Raw genomic sequence first — 18,930 nt, 5'->3', positions numbered from 1 at the left:
TCAGGCGGATGCGCAGCATCGGGTCGGCCAGCACGGCCTTGACCCGCTCTGCGAGGAGGTCGGCGTCATCGATGGGGATGAGAAAACCGTCCTTGCCGTCGCGGATCAGGGCGCCGGGGCCCTGGCTGTTGGCGGCGACGACGGGCAGGCCATGGGCCCAGGCCTGGATGACCACATTGCCCAGCGGCTCGAACCGCGAGGGAAACAGGCAGACATCCGCCGCGCGATAGAGGGCCGCCGCGTCCTGCCGCCAGCCGAGGAACCTCACCCGGTCGGCCACGCCCAGGGCGATCGCCATGGCCCTCAGCTTGTCCTCCAGCGCGCCGGCGCCGGCGATCCACAGCCAGGCGTCCGGGATCTGTGTCAGGGCCTTGAGGCTGACGTCGTGGGCCTTGGACTCGTGCAGCCGACCCATGCCGAGCAGCAGAGGAACGCCCTCCGGCGTGTCCAGGCTCGCCCGGTCCACCGGCGCGCCGTCGTCCGGCCCGCCGGCGAAGTTGGGGATGTAGCTGACCTGCGCCGCCGGCCAGCCCTGGGCGACGGCCCAGTCGACGATGTCGCGCGTGTTGCCCACCAGGTGGTCGAAGCCGCGGTAGTACTTCAGGCTGTAGTAGCCCCCCAGCCGGCCGATGCGCCGCCAGGGACCGTCGGGGGTGTGGCGGGCCGCGCGGTTCATCCAGGCGACCATCACCTTCGCGTTCATCCGCCGACCCCAGGCGCCGATCAGGGGCGGGGTCAGCAGGTCCAGCGGACCGCCGAATCCGAAGCTGCGCGAGATCACCCCCGCCTCGGCCAGGGCGCGGCTGCGGGCCGGGTGGCGGCGAATGGCGCAGGCCTCCGCGACCCCCGCGCGATGCAGGGCCGAGACGAGGTCGACGAAGTAGGTCTCGGCGCCGCCGTCGCCGCCGGACCCGAGCAGATGGAGGACGCTCATGCGGCCGCGACCCTAGCTGTCCAAGGCCGGTTTCCCAAGCCGCATGACGTGCTCTTGAAGCGGAACCGATGCGCCCGTATAAGGCCGCCTCTTGCGCTCTCGGATGGAGCTCCGCCGCGTATGGCTGGGTAGCTCAGATGGTTAGAGCGGTGGATTCATAACCCACAGGTCGGCGGTTCGATCCCGCCCCCAGCTACCATCCGAAACGCGAGACTTCCGGCGACGGAGGCGGCGCTAATCAGGGGACAGTTTACCTATTTCGTTCCAGGACGGCGTCGGTCGCGAGGTCGAGGCCGAAATAGGTAAACTGTCCCCGGAATAGGTATCAGGCCGCCGCGGACTGGTCGTCGGCCGCGTCGAGGGCCGCCTGCAGGGCCGCGAGCATGCGGTCGGCCTTGATCGGCTTTTCGACCACGTCGTTCATGCCCGCCTCGATGTAGCCGCGCACGTCGTCAGGATCGGCGTTGGCGGTCAGGGCGATGATCGGCGTCCTGCCCACCGGGCCGGGCAGGGCGCGGATGGCCCGGGTGGCGGCCACGCCGTCCATGCGCGGCATCTTGATGTCCATCAGGATCAGGTCGAAGCGGCGGGCCTGCACGGCGTCCAGCGCCTCCAGACCGTCCACCGCCTGTTCCGAAGTGCAGTCGAACATCTCGCACAGGGCCTCGGCGACCATGCGGTTGGTGGCGTTGTCGTCGACGATCAGGATGTGAGCGGCGTGGGCCGGGGCCTCGGACGGGGCCGGGGCGGCGGCGGCGACGCTCTTGGCCTGGCGGGCGATGAACTCGAACACGACCGTGACGCCGGCGCCCGGGTTGGGCTCGGCGCGGATCACGCCGCCGGCCGCCGAAGCGATGCGGCTGGCCAGCGCCATGCCCAGGCCCGTGGACAGTCCCTCGCCATGGTCGTCGACGCTGCCGACGGGCTCGAAGATGCGGGCCAGGCGCTGCGGACTCACGTCGCCGCCGGCGTCGCGCACGCGGCCTTCGAGAATCAGGCCGTTGTCGGTGGGTCGCACCTTCAGGCTGGCCTCGACCGCACCACGGCGGGTCTCGCTCAGGGCGCGATAGATCAGGGCGTCGAACACCTGCATCAGCCGGTGTTCATCGATGTCGGCGACGGCTTCGGAATCGCCGTCATAGGCGGTCAGCAGGGTCAGGCCGCTGTTGGCCGCGCGGGTCTTCCAGCGGGCGTCCACGGCGTCCATCAGCTCGCGCAGCTGGCAGGGCCTGGTGTCGAACGACAGCACGCCCAGGTCAGCCTCGTGCAGATCCACCGCGCGACGCATCATTGAGGTCAGCTCCTCGCCGGTCTCGAGGATGGCGCGGACGCAGGCCTGGGCGTCAGGAGGCAGGTTTTGCTGGCGCAGGCGGTTCGTGAAATCGGCCACACCGGCCAGGTGGCGGAGGACCTCGCCGCTCATGCGCTGGATCAGGATCGCGCCGGGGTCCTGCAGCGTTCGGCTGCGGGGGCGGCGGGCGGTCAACAGGGTCAGGGGCGTGCCGACGCCCACGTACCGGTCGTCCTCGACGATAATGAAACCCCGATTCAGGGCGGCGGGACGGGTCGCCAGCAGATGTTCGCGGAAGCCCCAGGGGGTCATGCCGGCCTGGGCGATGGCCGGTTGTGCATCCATGATCTCGGCTATCGGGCGGGCGCCGTCCCTCTGGGCCATGGCCACCTCACGCGAGATCAGGCCGATCGGGCGCTCGCCATCGCAGACGGCCAGCACGACGGCGTCGGACTCGGCGGCGAAGCGGGCCTGGGCCACGGCGCAGTCGGACCCTGTCTGGAGGGGCGCGCGGCCGTCAACAAAGCTGGCAAGGGTGTCCATTGGGTCGCGCGCAAGGGTCAAACCGACCCTCACCATGCATGATTGCACTTGAAGATAGGTTAAGCGCGCTAGTGTGCTGGATGTAAAGTTCGCCCAAGTGTTGGGTCAGGCTGCGTGCGAACTTTAAATCCAGGAGCACACTAGAAGCCTGGACTGGCTAGTGTCCTTATCGATTCCGAAGTTCGTCGGCGCCCGCCACAAGCACATGCGAACTTCGGAATCGGGACACTAGCGGACAAAGAAAAACGGCGGGGATTTGCATCCCCGCCGTTCCTGTCTTCAGAGGGCTTGCGCCTTAGAAGGTCTTGGTCACCGCCACACCGTAGGTGCGGGGCTCAAGGTAGAAGCCGTTGCGGAACAGACCCGACGAGTCGTCGGTCAGGTAGGTGTCCGTCAACGGAGCATCGTCCATGATGTTCTTGACGTAGGCTTCCACCGACCAGCCGGCTTCGTAGTTGGAGACCGTGAAGGTGGCGTTGGCGTTCTCCCAGCCTTCCAGGCGGTCGGCGGCGGAGTTGTAGATTCGCGCGAAGGAGTCGGTCTGGCGGTAGTAGTCGGCCCGCAAGGTGCCTTCCCAGCCGCCGCCGAACTCCCACTGGTACTGGGCGCCAAGCGCTATCGTCCAGTGCGGCGAGTTGGGCAGTTCCTTGCCGGTCAGATTGACCGCGACCCCGTCGGACGCCGCACCGAAGGCGCCAGCGCAGAGGCCGAGGAGCGCGAACGGATTGTTGGTCGCGTTGGAGAAGCCCAGGGCAGCCTGGGCGGTCGCCATGCTGACCACGCAGTTGGACGCCGCGCTCGACTTCACCAGGACCAGGTTGGGATCGTCCTGGGTCCGGTTGAAGGTGTCGATCGAGTCGCCACCGGTGATCTCGGTCTGCAGATAGCCGATCTGCGCGTTGAGGCGCAGGCCGTCCATCGGCGACCAGACCGTCTCCAGCTCCAGGCCCTTGATCTCGGCGTCGATGTTCTCGTTCACCGAGGTGCGGTTCACGATCTTGGAGACCTGGTAGCCGATGTAGTCGTACTTGAACGCCGTCATGTTCAGCACCATGGCGCCGCCCATCAGGGTGTTCTTGGTGCCCAGTTCGATGGCGTCGACGAACTCCGGATCGAAGGTCGCCGGCGGACAACCCACGACGGCCGAGCACTGCGGGTTCATGCCGCCGCCCTTATAGCCGCGCGAGTAGAACAAGTAGACCAGGGTCTCGTCCGTCAGGGCGATATCCGGCTTCCAGTCGAAACCCAGACGCCCGGTCATCTCTTCGAAGTCGGCCGAGGAGTAGGGAATCGCAGCCAGCGGAATGCCGCCACCGCCGGCGGCGGCCAGCACCACCGGACGGTTCTCGGTGCGCTTCATGTCGTGCGTGTAGCGCAGGCCGCCGGTGATCTTGAAGTTGTCGAACAGCTGCCAGTAGACCTCGCCGAAAGCCGCGCGCGACTTCAGGTGATACTCGCCGGTGTTGTCATAGTAGTTATGACCCGAGCGGTTGGGCGTTTCATTGGGGTCGATGAAGATACACGCCGGGTTGGTCGATGCGCAGTTCGCCGCCCCTGTCACAAGCAGGTTGGTCAACTGGACGTACGCGGTGCCCGTATTGAACATCACGTAGTAGTCGCCCTCGGAGCGGAAATCGAGGTAGATCGCGCCGACGTTGAAGTTGAACGGACCGTCGAAGTTCGACTGCAGGCGCAGTTCCTGGGTCCAGTTGGTGCTTTCGCCGCCCGAGATGTCCTGGGTGGAGAACCGGTCGAACGGACCGATCTGCGGGTCGTTCACCACGCCGCCGGGGAACAGCGCCGGATAGATGACGGCCGCGTATCCAGGAACGGCCGCGAAGGCGTTGACCGGGTTCGGCGACGCGTTGAACGCCGTGTTCGGGACCATGCGGTTGTAGTCCTGGCGCGTGAACAGGTAGTTCTTGCTGTAGCCGGTGAGGGCGGTCAGCAGCAGATCGTCGGTCAGGTCCCAGGAGATGTTGAACTGAACGATGTCGGTCTCGGCCCGGTAGATCGGGTCGGCCGCCGCCGCGATGTTGCGGACGTCCGGGTCCTGCATCTGGCTGGCGAAGGCGTCGCCGGTGGTCAGGCCAGTCAGCGCCCCGAACAGACCGCCGAGGGTCGCCTGGGTATTGAGCGTGCCGAGGATGTTGGGATCATCGACCCTGGCTTCGCTACAGCCCTGGCTGAAGAAGCCGCGCTGGATCTGGCCGATGAGGCCGCCAAAGTCGGCGTCATAGGCCGTGCCGCCGATGCTGGCTGGACCGGTGTCCTTCACGCAGAGCTGCTTGCCGATACGCGAACGGCTGTCGTCTTCCTCGAAGTGGTCCCACATCAGGTAGGTGCGGAACGTGTCGCTCGGGTTGAAGGCCAGGGTGGCGCGGATGTTCCACAGATCGCGGTCATCGACGTCATTGCCCGTGGTGATATTCTCGCCGTAGCCGTCGCGCTGCAGCATGGCGCCGGCGACGCGCAGGGCGAGCATGTCGCCCAGCGGCAGGTTGACCATGCCGCGGACCTTCTTGCTGCCGAAGTTGCCGGCCTCCAGGCGGATCAGCGCCTCGAAGTCGTCGGTCGGCTTGGCCGAGATCAGGTTGACCACGCCGCCGGTGGCGTTGCGGCCGTAGAGCGTGCCTTGCGGGCCGCGCAGGACTTCCACGCGCTCAACGTCGAAGAATTCCGACTCGAAGAGGTTGTTGGCCGTCAGCGGGGCGTTGTTCAGGTGGATGCCGGTGCCGGCGTCGCCGGAGCCGGAGACCAGCTTGGAGCCGACGCCGCGGATCTGGAAGTTGTAGCCGGTGAAGTTCCCCTTGGAGAAGTTCACGTTCGGCACCGCCAGAACCAGGTTCGGGCCGCCGTCGATCTTCGCCTTCTCAAGGCTCTCGGCGCTGAAGGCCGACACCGCGATCGGCACGTCCTGAAGCGCTTCTTCCTTTTTCTGGGCGGTCACGACGACGTCGCCGACGGTCGTATCCTGGGCGAAAGCAGGCACGGCGACGCCAAGCATGGCGGCGGCCGATACGCTGGCGGCTAGCAGGCTGCGCAGGCGCAGAGATTCGGACATTCGTAACCCTCCCCGGACGGCGCGACCTCGTCAGCGAGGTTCGGCGGCGTCGTTGTTTCCTCAAGTGTCGCGCCAATCGTTGCAGCAGGGGCGCACGACACATCCCCCCGCAGCTTCCCTGATTGCATACGGGCGTTACCCGGGTGTCAACAGTCCCGGCCATGTGAGGGCCGTTAAGTTGCCGCTTTTCACCTTGGTGTTGCAGGCCTGCTTCTCCAAGTGACGCTTGGGAAACGACTTCTTCTCGCCCGGCGGGAGCCGGCGCCCGGAATTGCGGCGCCGGGGCGAGTCGTGACCCGTTTCGGGGGGCGGACCGGTGGTGTACAGGACAGGTTCCTTCCGCCCCCCGTTTCGCTGTTCCGGTCGCCGCCGCCCCATGACTTCCGCCCCACCGACCGCCGACGGCGCCCTGGTCCTGTTCTCCGGGGGCCAGGACTCGGCCGTCTGCCTCGCCTGGGCCCTCGCGCGCTACGGGCGGGTGGAAACGGTCGGCTTCGACTACGGCCAGCGCCACATCGTCGAGATGGAGGCCCGACTGCGGGTCCGCGTCGGGCTGCTGGAGCGCTTTCCGCACTGGGCCGGGCGACTGGGCGAGGACCATGTGCTGGACCTGCGCAGCTTCGGGGCGGTGGCCGAGTCGGCCCTGACCGCCGACAGGGCCATCGAGATGACGCAGCGGGGCCTGCCCTCGACCTTCGTGCCCGGCCGCAACCTGGTGTTCCTGGTCTACGCCGCCGCCCTGGCGGACCGCCGCGGCCTCACCGCGCTGGTCGGGGGCATGTGCGAGACCGACTATTCCGGCTATCCCGACTGCCGCCGCGAGACCATCGACGCCATGGAGCGGACGCTGAATCTCGGCATGGGAGGGGCCTTCCGCATCGAGACGCCGCTTATGCGTCTGACCAAGTCGCAGACCTGGGGCCTGGCCGCGAGCCTGGGTGGAGAGGCGCTGGTCGGGCTGATCGTTGAGGAGAGTCACACCTGCTACCGCGGCGAGCGGGGCGAGCTTCACCCCTGGGGCCACGGCTGCGGACAATGCCCGGCCTGCGAGCTGCGCGCCGCCGGCTGGGACGCCTGGGTCGCCGCCGGCCGGCCGGTGCAGCCGTGACCTACAGCGTCAAGGAGATCTTCCTCACCCTGCAGGGCGAGGGCGGCCAGGCCGGCCGGGCGGCGGTGTTCTGCCGCTTCGCCGGCTGCAATCTTTGGAGTGGCCGCGAACAGGACCGGAGCAAGGCCGTCTGCACCTTCTGTGACACTGATTTCGTCGGGACGGACGGGCAGGGCGGCGGCAAGTTCATCACCCCCGAGGACCTGGCGGCCGCGGTCAACGCCGCCTGGACCGGGCCCGATGACAGCAAGCTGGTGGTCTGCACCGGCGGCGAGCCGCTTCTGCAGCTCGATACGCCACTGATCGACGCCCTGCACGCGGCAGGCTTTGCCATCGCGGTGGAGACCAACGGCACCCTCGTCGCGCCGCCGGGGATCGACTGGATCTGCGTCAGCCCCAAGGCCGACGCCCCGGTCGTGCAGACCTCGGGGCAGGAGCTGAAGCTGGTCTATCCCCAGCCGGGGGTCGATCCGGCCCACTTCGAGGGGCTCGATTTCGAGCGGTTCTCTCTCCAGCCGATGGACGGCCCCGACCGCGAGGCCAACACCGCCGCGGCGGTCGCCTATTGCCTCTCCCACCCCCGTTGGCGGCTGAGCGTGCAGACCCACAAGTATCTCGGCCTGCCCTGACGGATCCTAGCGATCCTTTTTCTTCTTCTTGCCCTCGTCCCCGTCCGGGATCACCGCGCCGACCACGGCGCCGCCGACCTTGGCGGTGGTGACCACGACCGCGCCGGCAGCGCCCACCACGGCGCCGCCCGCGGCCATGGCCAGGCAGCCCTGCAGGCCCAGCGGGACGACGGCGAGCGCCAGAAGGAGCGCGATCTTGCGAAGGGTCATGGACGATCTCCGTGAAACGCCCGAGCGGTAGCGGACAATGATCGCCGAAAGATGACCGGCCGCGCGTCGGGATAATCAGTCGCGCCGCGGGTCGCTGCCGCGGCGCCAGGGGCCGGCGAAGTGCGCCTCGGCCTTGCGGCGGCGTTCCGGGCCGAAATAGTCCGGCGCCCTGACGAAGGCCCGGGGATGCTCAACGATCTCGCCGATCCGCTCGATCACGCCGCGAGCGGTCACCGGCTTGGCGAGGAATTCGTTGACCCCGGCGTCGCGGGCTTCCCCGACGCGGCGCGAGGTCGAATGGCCGGTGATCATGATCACCGGGCACATCTGGTTGGGGCTGTCGGGCGAATTGCGCAGCAGGCGGACGAAGTCGATGCCGTCCAGCGGCTGCATCGCCAGGTCGGTCATGACGACGTCGACCTGATGGACGCGCATGATCTGCAACGCCTCGGCGCCGTCGCCGGCCTCGTGGACGTGCCTGACGCCGATGGCGCGCAGGATCTCGGTCAACAGCACCCGCATGTGGTGGTTGTCATCGACCAGCAGGATTCTGATCAGTTCAAAACGCACGGATGCGATGGCGTCCCAGCAGTTGGGCGGTGACGCCCGGCGCTCCCCCGGCGCCGGACGTCGTGGCCTCGAAGCGCGACTCGTAGGGGCCACCCTCGCGGGCGGTCAACGGAAAAAAGCTGAACAGGTTCACCGACTTGCGCGGAATGCGAGCAATTGCGAGCCGTTACTACGCCGCGTCGACCAGCACCAGTTCGGCGTCGGCTTCCGCGCGGATCGTCAACAGCGGTTCATCCTTGATCGCCGCGCCGTCGCGGGCGTTGAGGGTGACGCCGTTCACCTCGACCTGGCCGGTGGCCGCGACCAGGTAGGCGTGCCGCCCGGCGCCGAGGGCGTAGGTGGTCGATTCCCCGGCCTTGAGGGTCGCGCCCAGCACCCGCGCGTCGGTGCGGATGGGCAGGGCGCCCTCGTCGCCCAGGCCGCTGGCCAGGGCCACGAACCGGCCCGACCGGTCGCCCTTGGGAAAGGGCTTGGCGCCCCAGGACGGCGCGCCGCCCCGCTCCCTGGGCTCGATCCACAGCTGGAACAGGGTCGTGGTCTCGTCCTCGAGATTGTACTCGGCGTGACGGATGCCCGTCCCGGCGCTCATCACCTGCACGTCGCCCGCGCCGGTGCGGCCTTTGTTGCCCAGGCTGTCCTGGTGGGTGATCGCCCCGGTGCGGACATAGGTGATGATCTCCATGTCGTTGTGTGGATGGGGCGGGAAGCCCGACTTCGGCGCGATCTCGTCGTCGTTCCACACGCGCAAGGCGCCCCAGCCCATGCGGGTGGGCTCGTACCAGTTGGCGAAACTGAAGTGGTGTCGGGCGTTGAGCCAGCCGTGGTCGGCGTGACCAAGCTGCTCGAAGGGCCTGCGATCAATCATGGGGTGTCTCCCTTTCGAGCGAGAGATAGGGGCTGGCTCGCTTAATTGCAACTGAGTCAGTGCCAGAAGGTCGGCATCCACCCGATCGTGCCGCCACCATGCTGACAGGCCCTGACAGCGTCGCCGTCTATGAGGCCCTCAACGCACCGACGCGGCAAGGGATCACGGCCATGCAGACCACCCCCGACCTCGACGACGGCCGCCAGGATTTTGACTTCCTCGTCGGCCGCTGGACCATCCGCCACCGGCGGCTGAACGCCCGGCTCGCCGGGTGCGGGGGCTGGACGGAGTTCGACGGGACCTGCGTCATGCGGAAGGCGATGCGGGGCCTGGGCAACATGGACGACAACCAGGTCGACCTGCCGGAGGGCGCCTACGCCGCCGTCACCGTTCGCCGGTTCGACCCGGCCCGGCGGCGCTGGTCGATCTGGTGGCTGGATTCCCGCTACCCGGACATCGATCCGCCGGTCCACGGCGCCTTCACGGACGGGGAGGGCCTGTTCCTCGGCGACGACGTCTTCCAGGGCAGGCCGATCAAGGTCCGCTTCCTCTGGTCGGCCATCACGCCGGTCAGCTGCGAATGGCGGCAAGCCTTCTCCGAAGACGGCGGCGCGACCTGGGAGACGAACTGGGAAATGCGGTTCACGAGGGCAGGGTAGGGCAGATCGACATGCGCTTTAAATTCGGCGTCATGGCCCGACTTGTTCGGGCCACCCAGGAACACGGTCTTTCACGGCGGAGCGTTGACCCTCGGCGGGCCAAATCTTCGCGTCAGCGCGCTTGGGTGGCCCGAACAAGTCGGGCCATGACGGAGCGATTTAATCGTCTCAGCGCAGACATCACTGCGCAGCCGCTTCACCCCCGCCCGGCCGGCTGAAACAGCTCGACCACATTGCCCGAGGGATCCTCCGCAAGGATCTGCGAGCCGCCGGGGCCTGACAGGATGTCATTGCGGAAGCTCACGCCCTCGGTGCGCAGGCGATCGACTTCGGCGGCGATGTCCTGGGTGATCAGCTGGAAGCGGTTCCAGCCGCCGGGCTCGGGCTGGCGACCATCGGGCATCGGCCGGCCGGCGGAGCTCTTCGCCCCGCTCAGCAGCAGCCGCAGCGCGCCCTTTTCCACCGAGGCGAAGGCCGGGGCGGCGTTGAGCTGCACGGTGAAACCGAAATGGCCGACGTACCAATCGACGGCCGCCTGTACATCGCTGACCATGTAGCGGACGTTCACGTTCTCACTCATCGGTGGTCCTCCTCGGACGGGGGTGATCAGGGCGCCAGCGTGCGCCGCAAAAGGCTGTTCAGCGCCGCCACGATGGCCGCGCGGTCGGCCCCTTCCGCGACGGCGTCGGCGGCTTCGTGAATGACGGCGAACAGCAGGCGCGCCGTGGCGTCCGGGTCGATCGGCCCGAAGGCCTGGGCCTCCTGGCCCGCGCGAATGACCGCGGAGAGCCGCAGGATGCCGTGGTCGGCCAGGGGGCGCCGCTCGGCGAATTCCGAATGGAACACGGCGTCGCCAAAGCCCTGGCGCGCCAGCTTGAAGTCGATGAAGGCGGCCGCCTGGGACTCCACCAGACCCGGCCAGTCGATCGGTCCTTCGGCCTCGGTCGGCAGGGGATGGGTTGTGTCGAACTCCGACACGAGACGCTGACGGACCGTTTCGAGCAGGTCGTCCCAGGTGGGGAAGTAGAGAAAAAACGTGCCCTTGGCGACGCCCGCCTCGCGGACCACGTCCTCGACCCGCACCCGCGAACCTTCAACGGCCATCAGGCGTTCAGCGGCCTCGATGATCTCAAGTTTGCGCGCCTCGGGCTGGAGGCGGCGGCGTGCGGGTTTGCCCATCGATCCAATCCTGATGACCGATGGTCATTAGTTACTGACCAGCGGTCAGTGTCAAGGGGCTGGCGGGGCATGTGCGGCCGGCCGCAGGAACGCGTCGGACAGCATGCAGGCCATCATCGTCTCATCTATCAGCGGCGCGCGAATGCCTTCTGACGGAACGGCGTCGTCGCTTGGCCGCCGGCAGGTCGTCAGTTGCGCCTCTGGGCGGAGGCGTCCAGTCATCGAGGTCAAGATACTCGCGCGCTGGCTCGACCCGCAGGCCGCGGGCGTAGGTCTTCACGAGTCGCTTACTGGAGGCGTCAAAGGTGATCCCGCCCAGCAAGCCCGCTTCGGCCACATGCGGCTGTTCGGTCACGATCTTTATGTAGGTCGTCTTGGCCAGCCGGATTACGTACCGCCGCAGGAAAGCGAACTCGGAGTTCGTGTCCCCCTTTGGGTGCTCGTTGACCCCGAGCACGTTCAGCAACAGTCCCATGATGCGAATTGATTTGAAGTCTGCATACTTACGCACGTTCGCGAGTTCGTGGATGAGCAGTCGAATCAAACGGGCGCGAATAACAGACCAAGTCTCCGAAGAATTCCCAAACTGTTTGATACCATCCCAGAAGCTATTGTGGTGGATTGACCATGCGGTGTCTGCGGGCCCCTTAACCGCTGAGGCATGGAAGAGAATTTCAAGTAGACCATCGCAGAGCTCATCTGTCAGATCACGCTGGTAATATTTGCGTTGCCCCGTCAGTACATGTCGCCTAGTTGGTCGATTGGGACTGGCATCAATTTGGTCGACGATCTCGTTGATCACCGACATCGCCGAATGCAACTTGGCCCACTCGTCACGCCATTGATGCCATTCCGTGACTCCATCAATTTGGTAGAGCGTGCGGGTGGAGCCGACGAGGTGCTCGATGGCACGCTTGATCGCCTGCGAGCCGCTGCTAGGGCGTTCGGTTCGGAGGTAGTCCGCGGTGGTTACGGTGAGCGCCCGCCCGTAGGCTTCCCACTCGCTAGCCGTCAATCCATCGGTATCTCGATAGTGCAGTTCCAACGCTGAGGCTGCCGCCGAGCCGGACTGCTCGATGAGCTCGTAGCAGCCGTACATGCCACGGGTGAATGGTTGCATCTGCCCGAGCAAGCCAGAGGTTCCATATCGGTCTTCATGATAGAGGGCGGAGTCGTGGTTTTTGATCGCCTCGATAGTGATGTTCTGCGCGAACGGGCCCAAGGGCGCGGAATATTGTTTCTGTCGGGCTGCCTCATCAATTAGCGCCATGGCAGTTCCTGGTGAGGTCGCGACTATCTGGCGACAGAGCCGTCTATCGGCGATTAATCGCAGTAGATCTAAGGCGTATCCCGCCTCTTCCGGTAGGTCCTTGGCCAGCTGACTCGGACGGCTCTGTAGTGCTGGCTTGCAGGCCGCGATGATGTTCGCTGAGGAGCGGCGAATTTCCAGGGCAATGACGGGCAAGATTCCTTCGCCCCCAACGGCGAGGCCTCGATAGACCGCCATCGTAAACTTGCGGGCGTTGAACCGGCTGAATCGAGGCGGCCATGCGAAGGCGAAGGTCAGCCAGAGCAGTGCCGTTAGGAAGACAAGGCCGCCGAGGGTCGCTTGAATGGCTGCTTTCGGGAGACCCCAAGGCAGCGAGTACAAGCCTAGTGCGAACCACAGGTCTGTCAGCAAAGACCCTGCGCCTCCCAACAATATTGCCGCCAGCGCAAAGCCGCCGAGAGGGACCGGAGCGACCGCAATCCGAAAACGGTACAGCGGGTCGGACTGTGTGAACACCAGAGCAAGCAGCGCTAGGCCCGTGAGAAATTCGGGGAAGCCAAACAGGCTGTCGCCAGAATTGATCGGCGCTTGGGTCAGGCAGATGCCAGCAAGAGTCAGACAGGATGAGGCCATGTCCAACAATGACGGCGCTACAGCTCCGTCACAAGGAGCTCAAGATCACCCTCTAGGGGTGAGTCGCACTCATTCGGCTTTTGTCTTTAGCGCCGCCCATCCCCGCCCGGCGCGAACGCCCCGCCGCCCGTCTGCCCCCGGTGCCGCAGGAACGCATCCGCCAGCACGCAGGCCAACATCGCCTCGACGACCGGCACCGCCCGAATGCCCACGCAGGGGTCATGCCGGCCCTTGGTGCGCAGTTCGATCTCCTCGCCGGCCTCGTTGACCGTCTGGCGCGGGGTGAGGATCGAGGAGGTCGGCTTGAAGGCCACCCTCACGACCACCGGCTGGCCGGAGGAAATGCCGCCCAGCACGCCGCCGGCCTTGTTGGACTGGAAGGCGATGCCGTCATTGCCCATGCGCATCTGGTCGGCGTTCTCCTCGCCGGTCAGCGCCGCCGAGGCGAAGCCGGCGCCGATCTCCACCCCCTTGGCGGCGTTGATCGACATCATCGCGGCGGCCAGTTCGGCGTCGAGCTTGCCGTAGAGCGGCGCGCCCCAGCCGGCGGGCACGCCGACGGCCTCGACCTCGACGACGGCGCCGGTCGAGGAGCCGGCCTTGCGGATCGTCTCCAGGTGTTCTTCCCAGACCGGAACCATCGCCGTGTCAGGACACCAGAAGCCGTTCTCGCGGGTCTGGTCCCAGTCCCAGCGGTCGCGATCGACCGCGTGCGGGCCGATCTGCACCAGGGCGCCGCGCACGGTGACGCCGTCCAGCACCTTGCGGGCCACGGCGCCGGCGGCCACCCGGGCGGCGGTTTCGCGGGCCGAGGACCGTCCGCCGCCGCGATAGTCGCGGACGCCGTACTTGGCGAAATAGGGCCAGTCGGCGTGGCCCGGCCGGAAGGCCCGGGCGATCTCGGAATAGTCCTTCGAGCGCTGGTCGGTGTTTTCGATCATCAGGCTGATCGGCGTGCCGGTCGTGACGGGACCCCCCGTGCGCTCGTCCTCGAACACCCCCGACAGGATGCGCACCGCGTCCGGCTCCTGGCGCTGAGTGACGAACTTGCCTTGGCCGGGGCGACGCTGGTCAAGCCAGACCTGGACGTCCTCGGCGGTCAGGGACAGGCCGGCCGGGCAACCGTCGATGACGCAGCCGAGCGCTGGGCCATGGCTTTCCCCCCAGGTTGTGACGCGGAACAGATGGCCAAATGTGTTGTGCGACATGAGCGCGCTCTTAGCGCATTTCCGCGCAGGCGCCACGCCCACGATATGGAACCCCTGCGGCTCAATTGCGCTGTCTCGGGGATGAAAACGCTACAGGAGTTCAAGCCCATGCGCCTCGTGGTCATCTCGATCGCCGCCCTCATGCTGCCGGCCACCGCCAGTTTCGCGGACGCCCCGCCGTCCGTCGAGGAGCGCGCCCGCGTCCTGGCCGCCCTGTCCGCTGTCGGCTGCGGCGATCCCCGCGAGATCGAGCGTGAAGAGGATGACGGCGTGATCGAGGGCTATGAGGTCGAAGACGCCAAGTGCGCCGACGGCGTCTACGACTTCGATCTGGACGTGAACTTCAACATTACTGATCGCGACCGCGACTGACGGTCAGGCCGCCCATGCCGCCGCAAACCGGCGTAGCAGGGTGCGCGCTGCGCTCGACGCTGTTTCGCTGGCGGGCTGCAGGCGGATGAACAGGTCGCCCTGTCGATGACGCCCCCGGGCCGGCAGGCCGTCGCCGGCCAGGCGTATCAACCCGCGCGTCGAGGCTTTGCGCGTGATCCACACGTCTCTCGAGCCCAGCGGCGTATCGAGGCTCACCCGCCCCCCTTGGTCGAGCAAGGCCCGGTCCAGGATGGCGGTGATCCACAGATCATCGCCCCGGACAATCAGCTGCCCGTCACCCCGGACGGCGATGGTCAGGATTTCACCGCCCGCGCGCAGCCGGTCTCCGCTGCGCAGGCCGGCAGGCACGGTGATCCTCAGACGACGCCCGTCGGCCAGATCATGCTCGGCCCGTCCGCCGTGGATGGCCAGGTGAGGGGTAAGGCTGAGCGTGGCCACCTCGGGCGTGTGGCGACGGGTCTGAACGCTGGGAGGTTGACGGAGGAAGCTGTCGCCGGGAGGGCCGCCGCGCAGGATGTCATAGGCTTTCACCAGGCGGCGAAAGGAGTCCGCGTCGCCCCCTGCGCGGTCAGGATGGACGCTCTTGGCCCGGTTGCGGAAAGCGCGGCGCAGCTCCCCTGGCGAGGCGGCGGCCGCCACGCCCAGAAGCTCCCGCGCCTCGCGCGTCGTCAGGGCCTGATCCGTCCCGCTCATAGGATGGCAGTCCTAGACCGGACGCCGTCAACGGCGCGTTAAATCCCTGACGAAGGGGCGGGTGCGCGCTATAGGGCGCAGGTCATGTCTAAGCCCCCCTCAGACTCTCTCATCCCGGCCTCCCCCAGCGAGGACGACTATGTCGCCCAGGTCACCCAGGCGCAGCCGCCGCCTCTGTTGACGGAGACCGATCCCTTCGCCCTGTTCGCTCAGTGGCTGCAGGAAGCCGGGGCCAAGGAGCCCAACGATCCCAACGCCATGGCGCTGGCCACCGCCGACGCCGATGGCGCGCCCGACGTGCGGATGGTGCTGCTGAAGGACGTCGATCCGGAGGGGTTCGTCTTCTACACCAACCTTGAGAGCGCCAAGGGGCGGCAGCTGGCGGAAAATCCTCGGGCCGCCCTGCTGTTTCATTGGAAATCACTGCGCCGCCAGGTGCGGGTGCGCGGGGACATTAGCCCGGTCAGCGCGCAGGAGGCCGACGCCTATTTCGCCACCCGCGCCCGGGCCTCACAGCTCGGCGCCTGGGCCTCGGAGCAGTCACAGGTCCTGCCTGATCGCCTAGCTCTGGAAAAGCGGATCGCTGAGACCGGCCTGCGCTTTGGCCTGGGCAAGGTCGCGCGCCCGCCGCACTGGTCGGGCTTCCGTCTGGCGCCCAGCGCCATGGAGTTCTGGCGCGATCGCCCGTTCCGCCTGCATGAGCGGCTGGTGTTCCGGCGTAGCGGCGAAGGCTGGGCGACCGAACGGCTCTATCCGTGAAGGGCGCCTGAGCCTTGAGCGACCCCGAAGAGGCTGAGGTCGCCGCCTGGCTTGAAGGTCAGGCTGAGCGCCGTATCGACACCGCCTGCGCGCGCGTGTTCCTGACCCCGGAACGAGCCTTCAAGGTCAAGCGACGGCTGGACCTGGGCTACCTTGACTATTCCACCCTGGAGCTGCGGCGCTGGGCCCTGGATCGGGAGCTGCGCTTCAACCGGGCCGCTGCGCCCGACATCTACCGTACGGTGCGCGCCATCACCCGCTCGGCCGAAGGCGGTCTGGAGTTCGACGGGCAGGGCGACGCCGTGGAGTTCGCCCTTGAGATGCGGCGGTTCGACGAAAATGCGGTCCTGGCCGCCCAGCCCTGGGCGGTGGACGGTCCTCTGGCCGACAGCCTCGGACGCACCATCGCCGGCTTTCACGCCGCAGCGCCCCTGCGGCCCCAGGGCGGCGGAGGCCGCGCGCTGAAATTCACCATCGATTCCAACGCCCATCTTCTGCGTGAGCTCGCCCCGCGCCTGGGCGCCGAGCGGGTCGAGGCCGTCATCGCCGCGACAGACGCCGCCTTCTTCCGCCATCAGCCCCTGCTGGACGCCCGGGCCCTGGGCGGCTTCGCCCGCCACTGCCATGGGGACCTCCACCTGGGGAACATCCTGCTGGAGGATGGGCGGCCGATCCTGTTCGACTGCATCGAGTTCAACGACACCCTGTCGGATGTGGATGTTCAGTACGACATCGCCTTCCTGCTGATGGACCTGGACTTCCGCCGCCGCCGCGACGCCGCCGTGCGGGTGCTGTCGGCCTATCTGGACGAGGCGGCCCGCAGCTTCGGGCCTGAGCTCTGGGACGGCCTGGCGACCCTGCCGCTTATGCTGGCGGTCCGTGCGGGCGTCCGAGCCCATGTCTGGGCGCACACCGGCGATGACGCCGCGGCGATCGCCTATCTCGACGCCGCCCTGACGCACCTGTCGCCTCCGCCGGCCCGGCTGATGGCCGTAGGCGGCATGTCAGGGACCGGGAAGTCCACCTTCGCCCGACTGGTGGCGCCAGGCTTGGGCGCCGCGCCCGGGGCGGTGGTGCTGCGCACCGATGAGGTTCGCAAGCGGCTGATGGGGGTCGCCCCCGACAGTCGCCTGCCGGCCAGCGCCTATGGTCCCGGCTTCTACGATCAGGTCTACGACACCCTGTTCAGCGAGGCGGGCCAGGCCCTGGCGGCGGGGCGGGCCGTGGTGCTGGACGCGACCTTCATCTCACCGGACCTGCGCCGCCGGGCCGAGGCCCTCGCGACGGGCCACGGCGTCGCCTTCGACGGCGTCTGGCTGGAGGCGCCAGTCGAGACCCTGGCCGCGCGGATCGACGCCCGGCACGGTGACGCCTCCGACGCCACGGTGGAGACCTTGCAGAAGCAACTCGACTACGAGGTGGGCGCAATCAACTGGACGCGGATCGATGCTTCGGGTTCGGCCGACGAGGCCGCCGAGGCCTGGAGCCATCCCCAGACCCCGGCCTGAGGCCTCAGGCCTGGGCCGGCTCCCGGGCCAGGACCTGGCGACGGGCCTGAACGGCAGCCGCCAGAGTTTCCAGCACCGCGACGGAGTCGTCCCAGCCGATGCAGCCGTCTGTGATCGACTGGCCATAGGTCAGGGGGTGGCCAGCGACCAGATCCTGGCGGCCGGCCACCAGGTGGCTTTCCACCATCACCCCCATGATCTGCTGATCGCCGGCGCCGAGGCGCGCGGCGAGTTCAGCGATGACCGCAGGCTGGTTCTCCGGCTTCTTGGCGCTGTTGGCGTGGCTGGCGTCGATCATGAGCCGGGGGGCAAGACCCGCCTTCTCGATCAGGGCGCAGGCGGCCGCGACGCTCTGGGCGTCGTGGTTGGGGGCCGATCCGCCACGCAGCACCACATGACAGTCGCCATTGCCGGCCGTGGCGGCGATAGCCGAGCGACCTTCCTTGGTCACGGCCAGGAAGTGGTGCGGCTGGCTGGCGGCGCGCACGGCGTCCACAGCGATCTGCACATTGCCGTCGGTGCCGTTCTTGAACCCGACGGGGCAGGAGAGGCCCGAGGCCAGCTCCCGGTGAATCTGGCTCTCGGTGGTCCTCGCCCCGATCGCGCCCCAGGCGACCAGGTCGGCGATGTACTGCGGCGTGGTCACATCCAGGAACTCACAGGCCGCCGGCAGGCCCATATCGTTGATGTCGGCCAGCAGGCCCCGGGCGATGCGAAGACCCTGGTCGATCTGGAATCCGCCATCGAGGCCCGGGTCATTGATCAGCCCCTTCCAGCCGACCGTGGTCCGCGGCTTCTCGAAATAGACCCGCATCAGGATCTCCAGCTCGCCGGCGAACCGTGTCCGCTCCGCCGCCAGCCTCTGGGCGTACTCCATGGCGGCATCGGGGTCATGGATCGAGCAGGGGCCGATGACCACCAGGAGGCGGTCGTCGCGGCCATGGATGATGTCCTGGGCGGCCTTGCGCCCGCTGGTGACTGTGGCGGTGGCGCGGCCGGTGCGGGGCTGGGCGACCATGATCTCGGCCGGGGGCGTCAGCGGCTTGATTGAGCTGATGCGCAGGTCGTCAGTGGTGATGGAGTCGGTGGCGGTCATGGCGAGGCTCTCTGGGATGGGCTCTTTGGCGGAGCCGTCCGACGGGCCATAAAAAAAGCCGCCGGATCGGCGGCGGCGGTGGGGTTCGTCTTACGTCTGGGTCACGTCAGCAGAACTCCGTCCGTCGCCAGGGGCGTCGGATAGCCAAAATACCAAAAGAGATAGGTGGCGGCGTTCGGAGACATGATGGAGCAGATTTAACCCACAGCGGAGCCGCTGTCACCCCGGTTGCGCAAGGATCGTCCCTTTACGCCCCTGCCGGGCGACTCTCGTTGCCTAACGGACGTCGCAAAACTAGCTTAGCCCGCAAGAACGCCG

The 18,930-nt window shown here is 67.4% G+C and carries 18 protein-coding genes and 1 tRNA gene; 7 read left to right on the top strand and 12 right to left on the bottom strand.

All coding sequences use genetic code 11. From position 1 onward, the window contains the following. A partial coding sequence (locus Q8K84_RS10235; RefSeq protein WP_305282545.1) for a glycosyltransferase occupies positions 1 to 934 on the bottom strand: 934 nt, incomplete at its 3' end. 122 nt (positions 935 to 1,056) lie between these two features. Between Q8K84_RS10235 and Q8K84_RS10230 the strand changes: the two genes are divergently transcribed. Beyond that, positions 1,057 to 1,133: transfer RNA gene (locus tag Q8K84_RS10230), tRNA-Met, on the top strand. A 126-nt stretch (positions 1,134 to 1,259) separates the two neighbouring features. Here the strand turns inward: Q8K84_RS10230 and Q8K84_RS10225 are convergent. Together Q8K84_RS10225 and Q8K84_RS10220 are read right to left on the bottom strand one after the other, a co-directional pair. Continuing rightward, positions 1,260 to 2,768 carry a response regulator gene (locus Q8K84_RS10225; protein WP_305282544.1) on the bottom strand — a complete coding sequence of 503 codons (1,509 nt, stop codon included), beginning with the start codon at positions 2,766 to 2,768 and terminating at the stop codon, positions 1,260 to 1,262. A 295-nt stretch (positions 2,769 to 3,063) separates the two neighbouring features. Continuing rightward, a complete protein-coding gene (locus tag Q8K84_RS10220; RefSeq protein ID WP_305282543.1) occupies positions 3,064 to 5,832 on the bottom strand; it encodes a TonB-dependent receptor in 2,769 nt (922 codons plus the stop codon). 376 nt (positions 5,833 to 6,208) lie between these two features. Between Q8K84_RS10220 and queC the strand changes: the two genes are divergently transcribed. Both queC and queE read left to right on the top strand, forming a co-directional pair. Beyond that, a complete protein-coding gene (queC, locus tag Q8K84_RS10215) occupies positions 6,209 to 6,940 on the top strand; it encodes a 7-cyano-7-deazaguanine synthase QueC (protein WP_305282542.1) in 732 nt (243 codons plus the stop codon). After that, positions 6,937 to 7,569 (top strand): 7-carboxy-7-deazaguanine synthase, encoded by a 633-nt coding sequence (queE, locus tag Q8K84_RS10210; protein WP_305282541.1) that lies wholly within the window; start codon positions 6,937 to 6,939, stop codon positions 7,567 to 7,569. Before queC ends, queE begins: the two co-directional genes overlap by 4 nt. 6 nt (positions 7,570 to 7,575) lie before the next feature. On the opposite strand, the gene Q8K84_RS10205 is transcribed toward queE, so the two are convergent. From Q8K84_RS10205 to Q8K84_RS10195, 3 genes are all read right to left on the bottom strand, one after another. Next, on the bottom strand, positions 7,576 to 7,779 hold the full coding sequence (locus Q8K84_RS10205) for an NF038104 family lipoprotein (RefSeq protein WP_305282540.1): 204 nt from the start codon (positions 7,777 to 7,779) through the stop codon (positions 7,576 to 7,578). A 75-nt stretch (positions 7,780 to 7,854) separates the two neighbouring features. Then, on the bottom strand, positions 7,855 to 8,349 hold the full coding sequence (locus tag Q8K84_RS10200) for a response regulator (protein ID WP_305282539.1): 495 nt from the start codon (positions 8,347 to 8,349) through the stop codon (positions 7,855 to 7,857). 169 nt (positions 8,350 to 8,518) lie between these two features. Next, entirely contained in the window at positions 8,519 to 9,214 is a 696-nt protein-coding gene (locus tag Q8K84_RS10195; protein WP_305282538.1) for a pirin family protein, read from the bottom strand. 98 nt (positions 9,215 to 9,312) lie between these two features. On the opposite strand from Q8K84_RS10195, the gene Q8K84_RS10190 reads away from it, so the two are divergent. Further along, positions 9,313 to 9,873, top strand: a complete 561-nt coding sequence (locus Q8K84_RS10190; protein WP_305282537.1) for a DUF1579 domain-containing protein — start codon at positions 9,313 to 9,315, stop codon at positions 9,871 to 9,873. 196 nt (positions 9,874 to 10,069) lie between these two features. Here the strand turns inward: Q8K84_RS10190 and Q8K84_RS10185 are convergent, their stop codons facing one another. From Q8K84_RS10185 to aroC, 4 genes are all read right to left on the bottom strand, one after another. Further along, complete coding sequence (locus Q8K84_RS10185; protein ID WP_305282536.1) at positions 10,070 to 10,453, bottom strand: VOC family protein; 384 nt, start codon at positions 10,451 to 10,453, stop codon at positions 10,070 to 10,072. Between the two features lie 26 nt (positions 10,454 to 10,479). Beyond that, complete coding sequence (locus Q8K84_RS10180; protein WP_305282535.1) at positions 10,480 to 11,052, bottom strand: TetR/AcrR family transcriptional regulator; 573 nt, start codon at positions 11,050 to 11,052, stop codon at positions 10,480 to 10,482. 121 nt (positions 11,053 to 11,173) lie between these two features. Further along, complete coding sequence (locus Q8K84_RS10175; RefSeq protein ID WP_305282534.1) at positions 11,174 to 12,964, bottom strand: hypothetical protein; 1,791 nt, start codon at positions 12,962 to 12,964, stop codon at positions 11,174 to 11,176. A gap of 77 nt (positions 12,965 to 13,041) precedes the next feature. After that, entirely contained in the window at positions 13,042 to 14,163 is a 1,122-nt protein-coding gene (aroC, locus tag Q8K84_RS10170) for a chorismate synthase (protein ID WP_305282533.1), read from the bottom strand. Positions 14,164 to 14,271: 108 nt separating this feature from the next. Here aroC and Q8K84_RS10165 point away from each other — a divergent pair, with 108 nt between their 5' ends. Next, positions 14,272 to 14,535: a hypothetical protein gene (locus tag Q8K84_RS10165; RefSeq protein WP_305282532.1), complete on the top strand. Its 264-nt coding sequence runs from the start codon at positions 14,272 to 14,274 to the stop codon at positions 14,533 to 14,535. A gap of 3 nt (positions 14,536 to 14,538) precedes the next feature. On the opposite strand, the gene Q8K84_RS10160 is transcribed toward Q8K84_RS10165, so the two are convergent. After that, entirely contained in the window at positions 14,539 to 15,249 is a 711-nt protein-coding gene (locus Q8K84_RS10160; RefSeq protein ID WP_305282531.1) for a DnaJ domain-containing protein, read from the bottom strand. Positions 15,250 to 15,333: 84 nt separating this feature from the next. Here Q8K84_RS10160 and pdxH point away from each other — a divergent pair, with 84 nt between their 5' ends. Continuing rightward, positions 15,334 to 16,008 (top strand): pyridoxamine 5'-phosphate oxidase, encoded by a 675-nt coding sequence (pdxH, locus tag Q8K84_RS10155; RefSeq protein WP_305282530.1) that lies wholly within the window; start codon positions 15,334 to 15,336, stop codon positions 16,006 to 16,008. A gap of 14 nt (positions 16,009 to 16,022) precedes the next feature. After that, the gene (locus tag Q8K84_RS10150; protein ID WP_305282529.1) at positions 16,023 to 17,516 is read left to right on the top strand and encodes a bifunctional aminoglycoside phosphotransferase/ATP-binding protein; all 1,494 of its coding nucleotides are present in this window, start codon (positions 16,023 to 16,025) and stop codon (positions 17,514 to 17,516) included. Between the two features lie 4 nt (positions 17,517 to 17,520). On the opposite strand, the gene Q8K84_RS10145 is transcribed toward Q8K84_RS10150, so the two are convergent. Beyond that, the gene (locus Q8K84_RS10145; RefSeq protein WP_305282528.1) at positions 17,521 to 18,612 is read right to left on the bottom strand and encodes a 3-deoxy-7-phosphoheptulonate synthase; all 1,092 of its coding nucleotides are present in this window, start codon (positions 18,610 to 18,612) and stop codon (positions 17,521 to 17,523) included. Positions 18,613 to 18,930 lie beyond the last annotated feature (318 nt).

Origin of the sequence: Phenylobacterium sp. (assembly GCF_030679875.1) — a bacterium.
In the GTDB taxonomy this organism is placed as follows: Bacteria; Pseudomonadota; Alphaproteobacteria; order Caulobacterales; family Caulobacteraceae; genus Phenylobacterium.
This window is presented reverse-complemented; position numbering and strand designations above follow the sequence as displayed.

Coding starts and splice junctions, on each gene's coding strand:
- Q8K84_RS10160 (WP_305282531.1), bottom strand. CDS start 15,249: ATGAGCGGGACGGATCAGGCCCTGACGACGCGCGAGGCGCGGGAGCTT.
- aroC (WP_305282533.1), bottom strand. CDS start 14,163: ATGTCGCACAACACATTTGGCCATCTGTTCCGCGTCACAACCTGGGGG.
- Q8K84_RS10165 (WP_305282532.1), top strand. CDS start 14,272: ATGCGCCTCGTGGTCATCTCGATCGCCGCCCTCATGCTGCCGGCCACC.
- Q8K84_RS10145 (WP_305282528.1), bottom strand. CDS start 18,612: ATGACCGCCACCGACTCCATCACCACTGACGACCTGCGCATCAGCTCA.
- Q8K84_RS10190 (WP_305282537.1), top strand. CDS start 9,313: ATGCTGACAGGCCCTGACAGCGTCGCCGTCTATGAGGCCCTCAACGCA.
- queC (WP_305282542.1), top strand. CDS start 6,209: ATGACTTCCGCCCCACCGACCGCCGACGGCGCCCTGGTCCTGTTCTCC.
- Q8K84_RS10205 (WP_305282540.1), bottom strand. CDS start 7,779: ATGACCCTTCGCAAGATCGCGCTCCTTCTGGCGCTCGCCGTCGTCCCG.
- Q8K84_RS10195 (WP_305282538.1), bottom strand. CDS start 9,214: ATGATTGATCGCAGGCCCTTCGAGCAGCTTGGTCACGCCGACCACGGC.
- Q8K84_RS10185 (WP_305282536.1), bottom strand. CDS start 10,453: ATGAGTGAGAACGTGAACGTCCGCTACATGGTCAGCGATGTACAGGCG.
- pdxH (WP_305282530.1), top strand. CDS start 15,334: ATGTCTAAGCCCCCCTCAGACTCTCTCATCCCGGCCTCCCCCAGCGAG.
- Q8K84_RS10220 (WP_305282543.1), bottom strand. CDS start 5,832: ATGTCCGAATCTCTGCGCCTGCGCAGCCTGCTAGCCGCCAGCGTATCG.
- Q8K84_RS10180 (WP_305282535.1), bottom strand. CDS start 11,052: ATGGGCAAACCCGCACGCCGCCGCCTCCAGCCCGAGGCGCGCAAACTT.
- Q8K84_RS10225 (WP_305282544.1), bottom strand. CDS start 2,768: ATGGACACCCTTGCCAGCTTTGTTGACGGCCGCGCGCCCCTCCAGACA.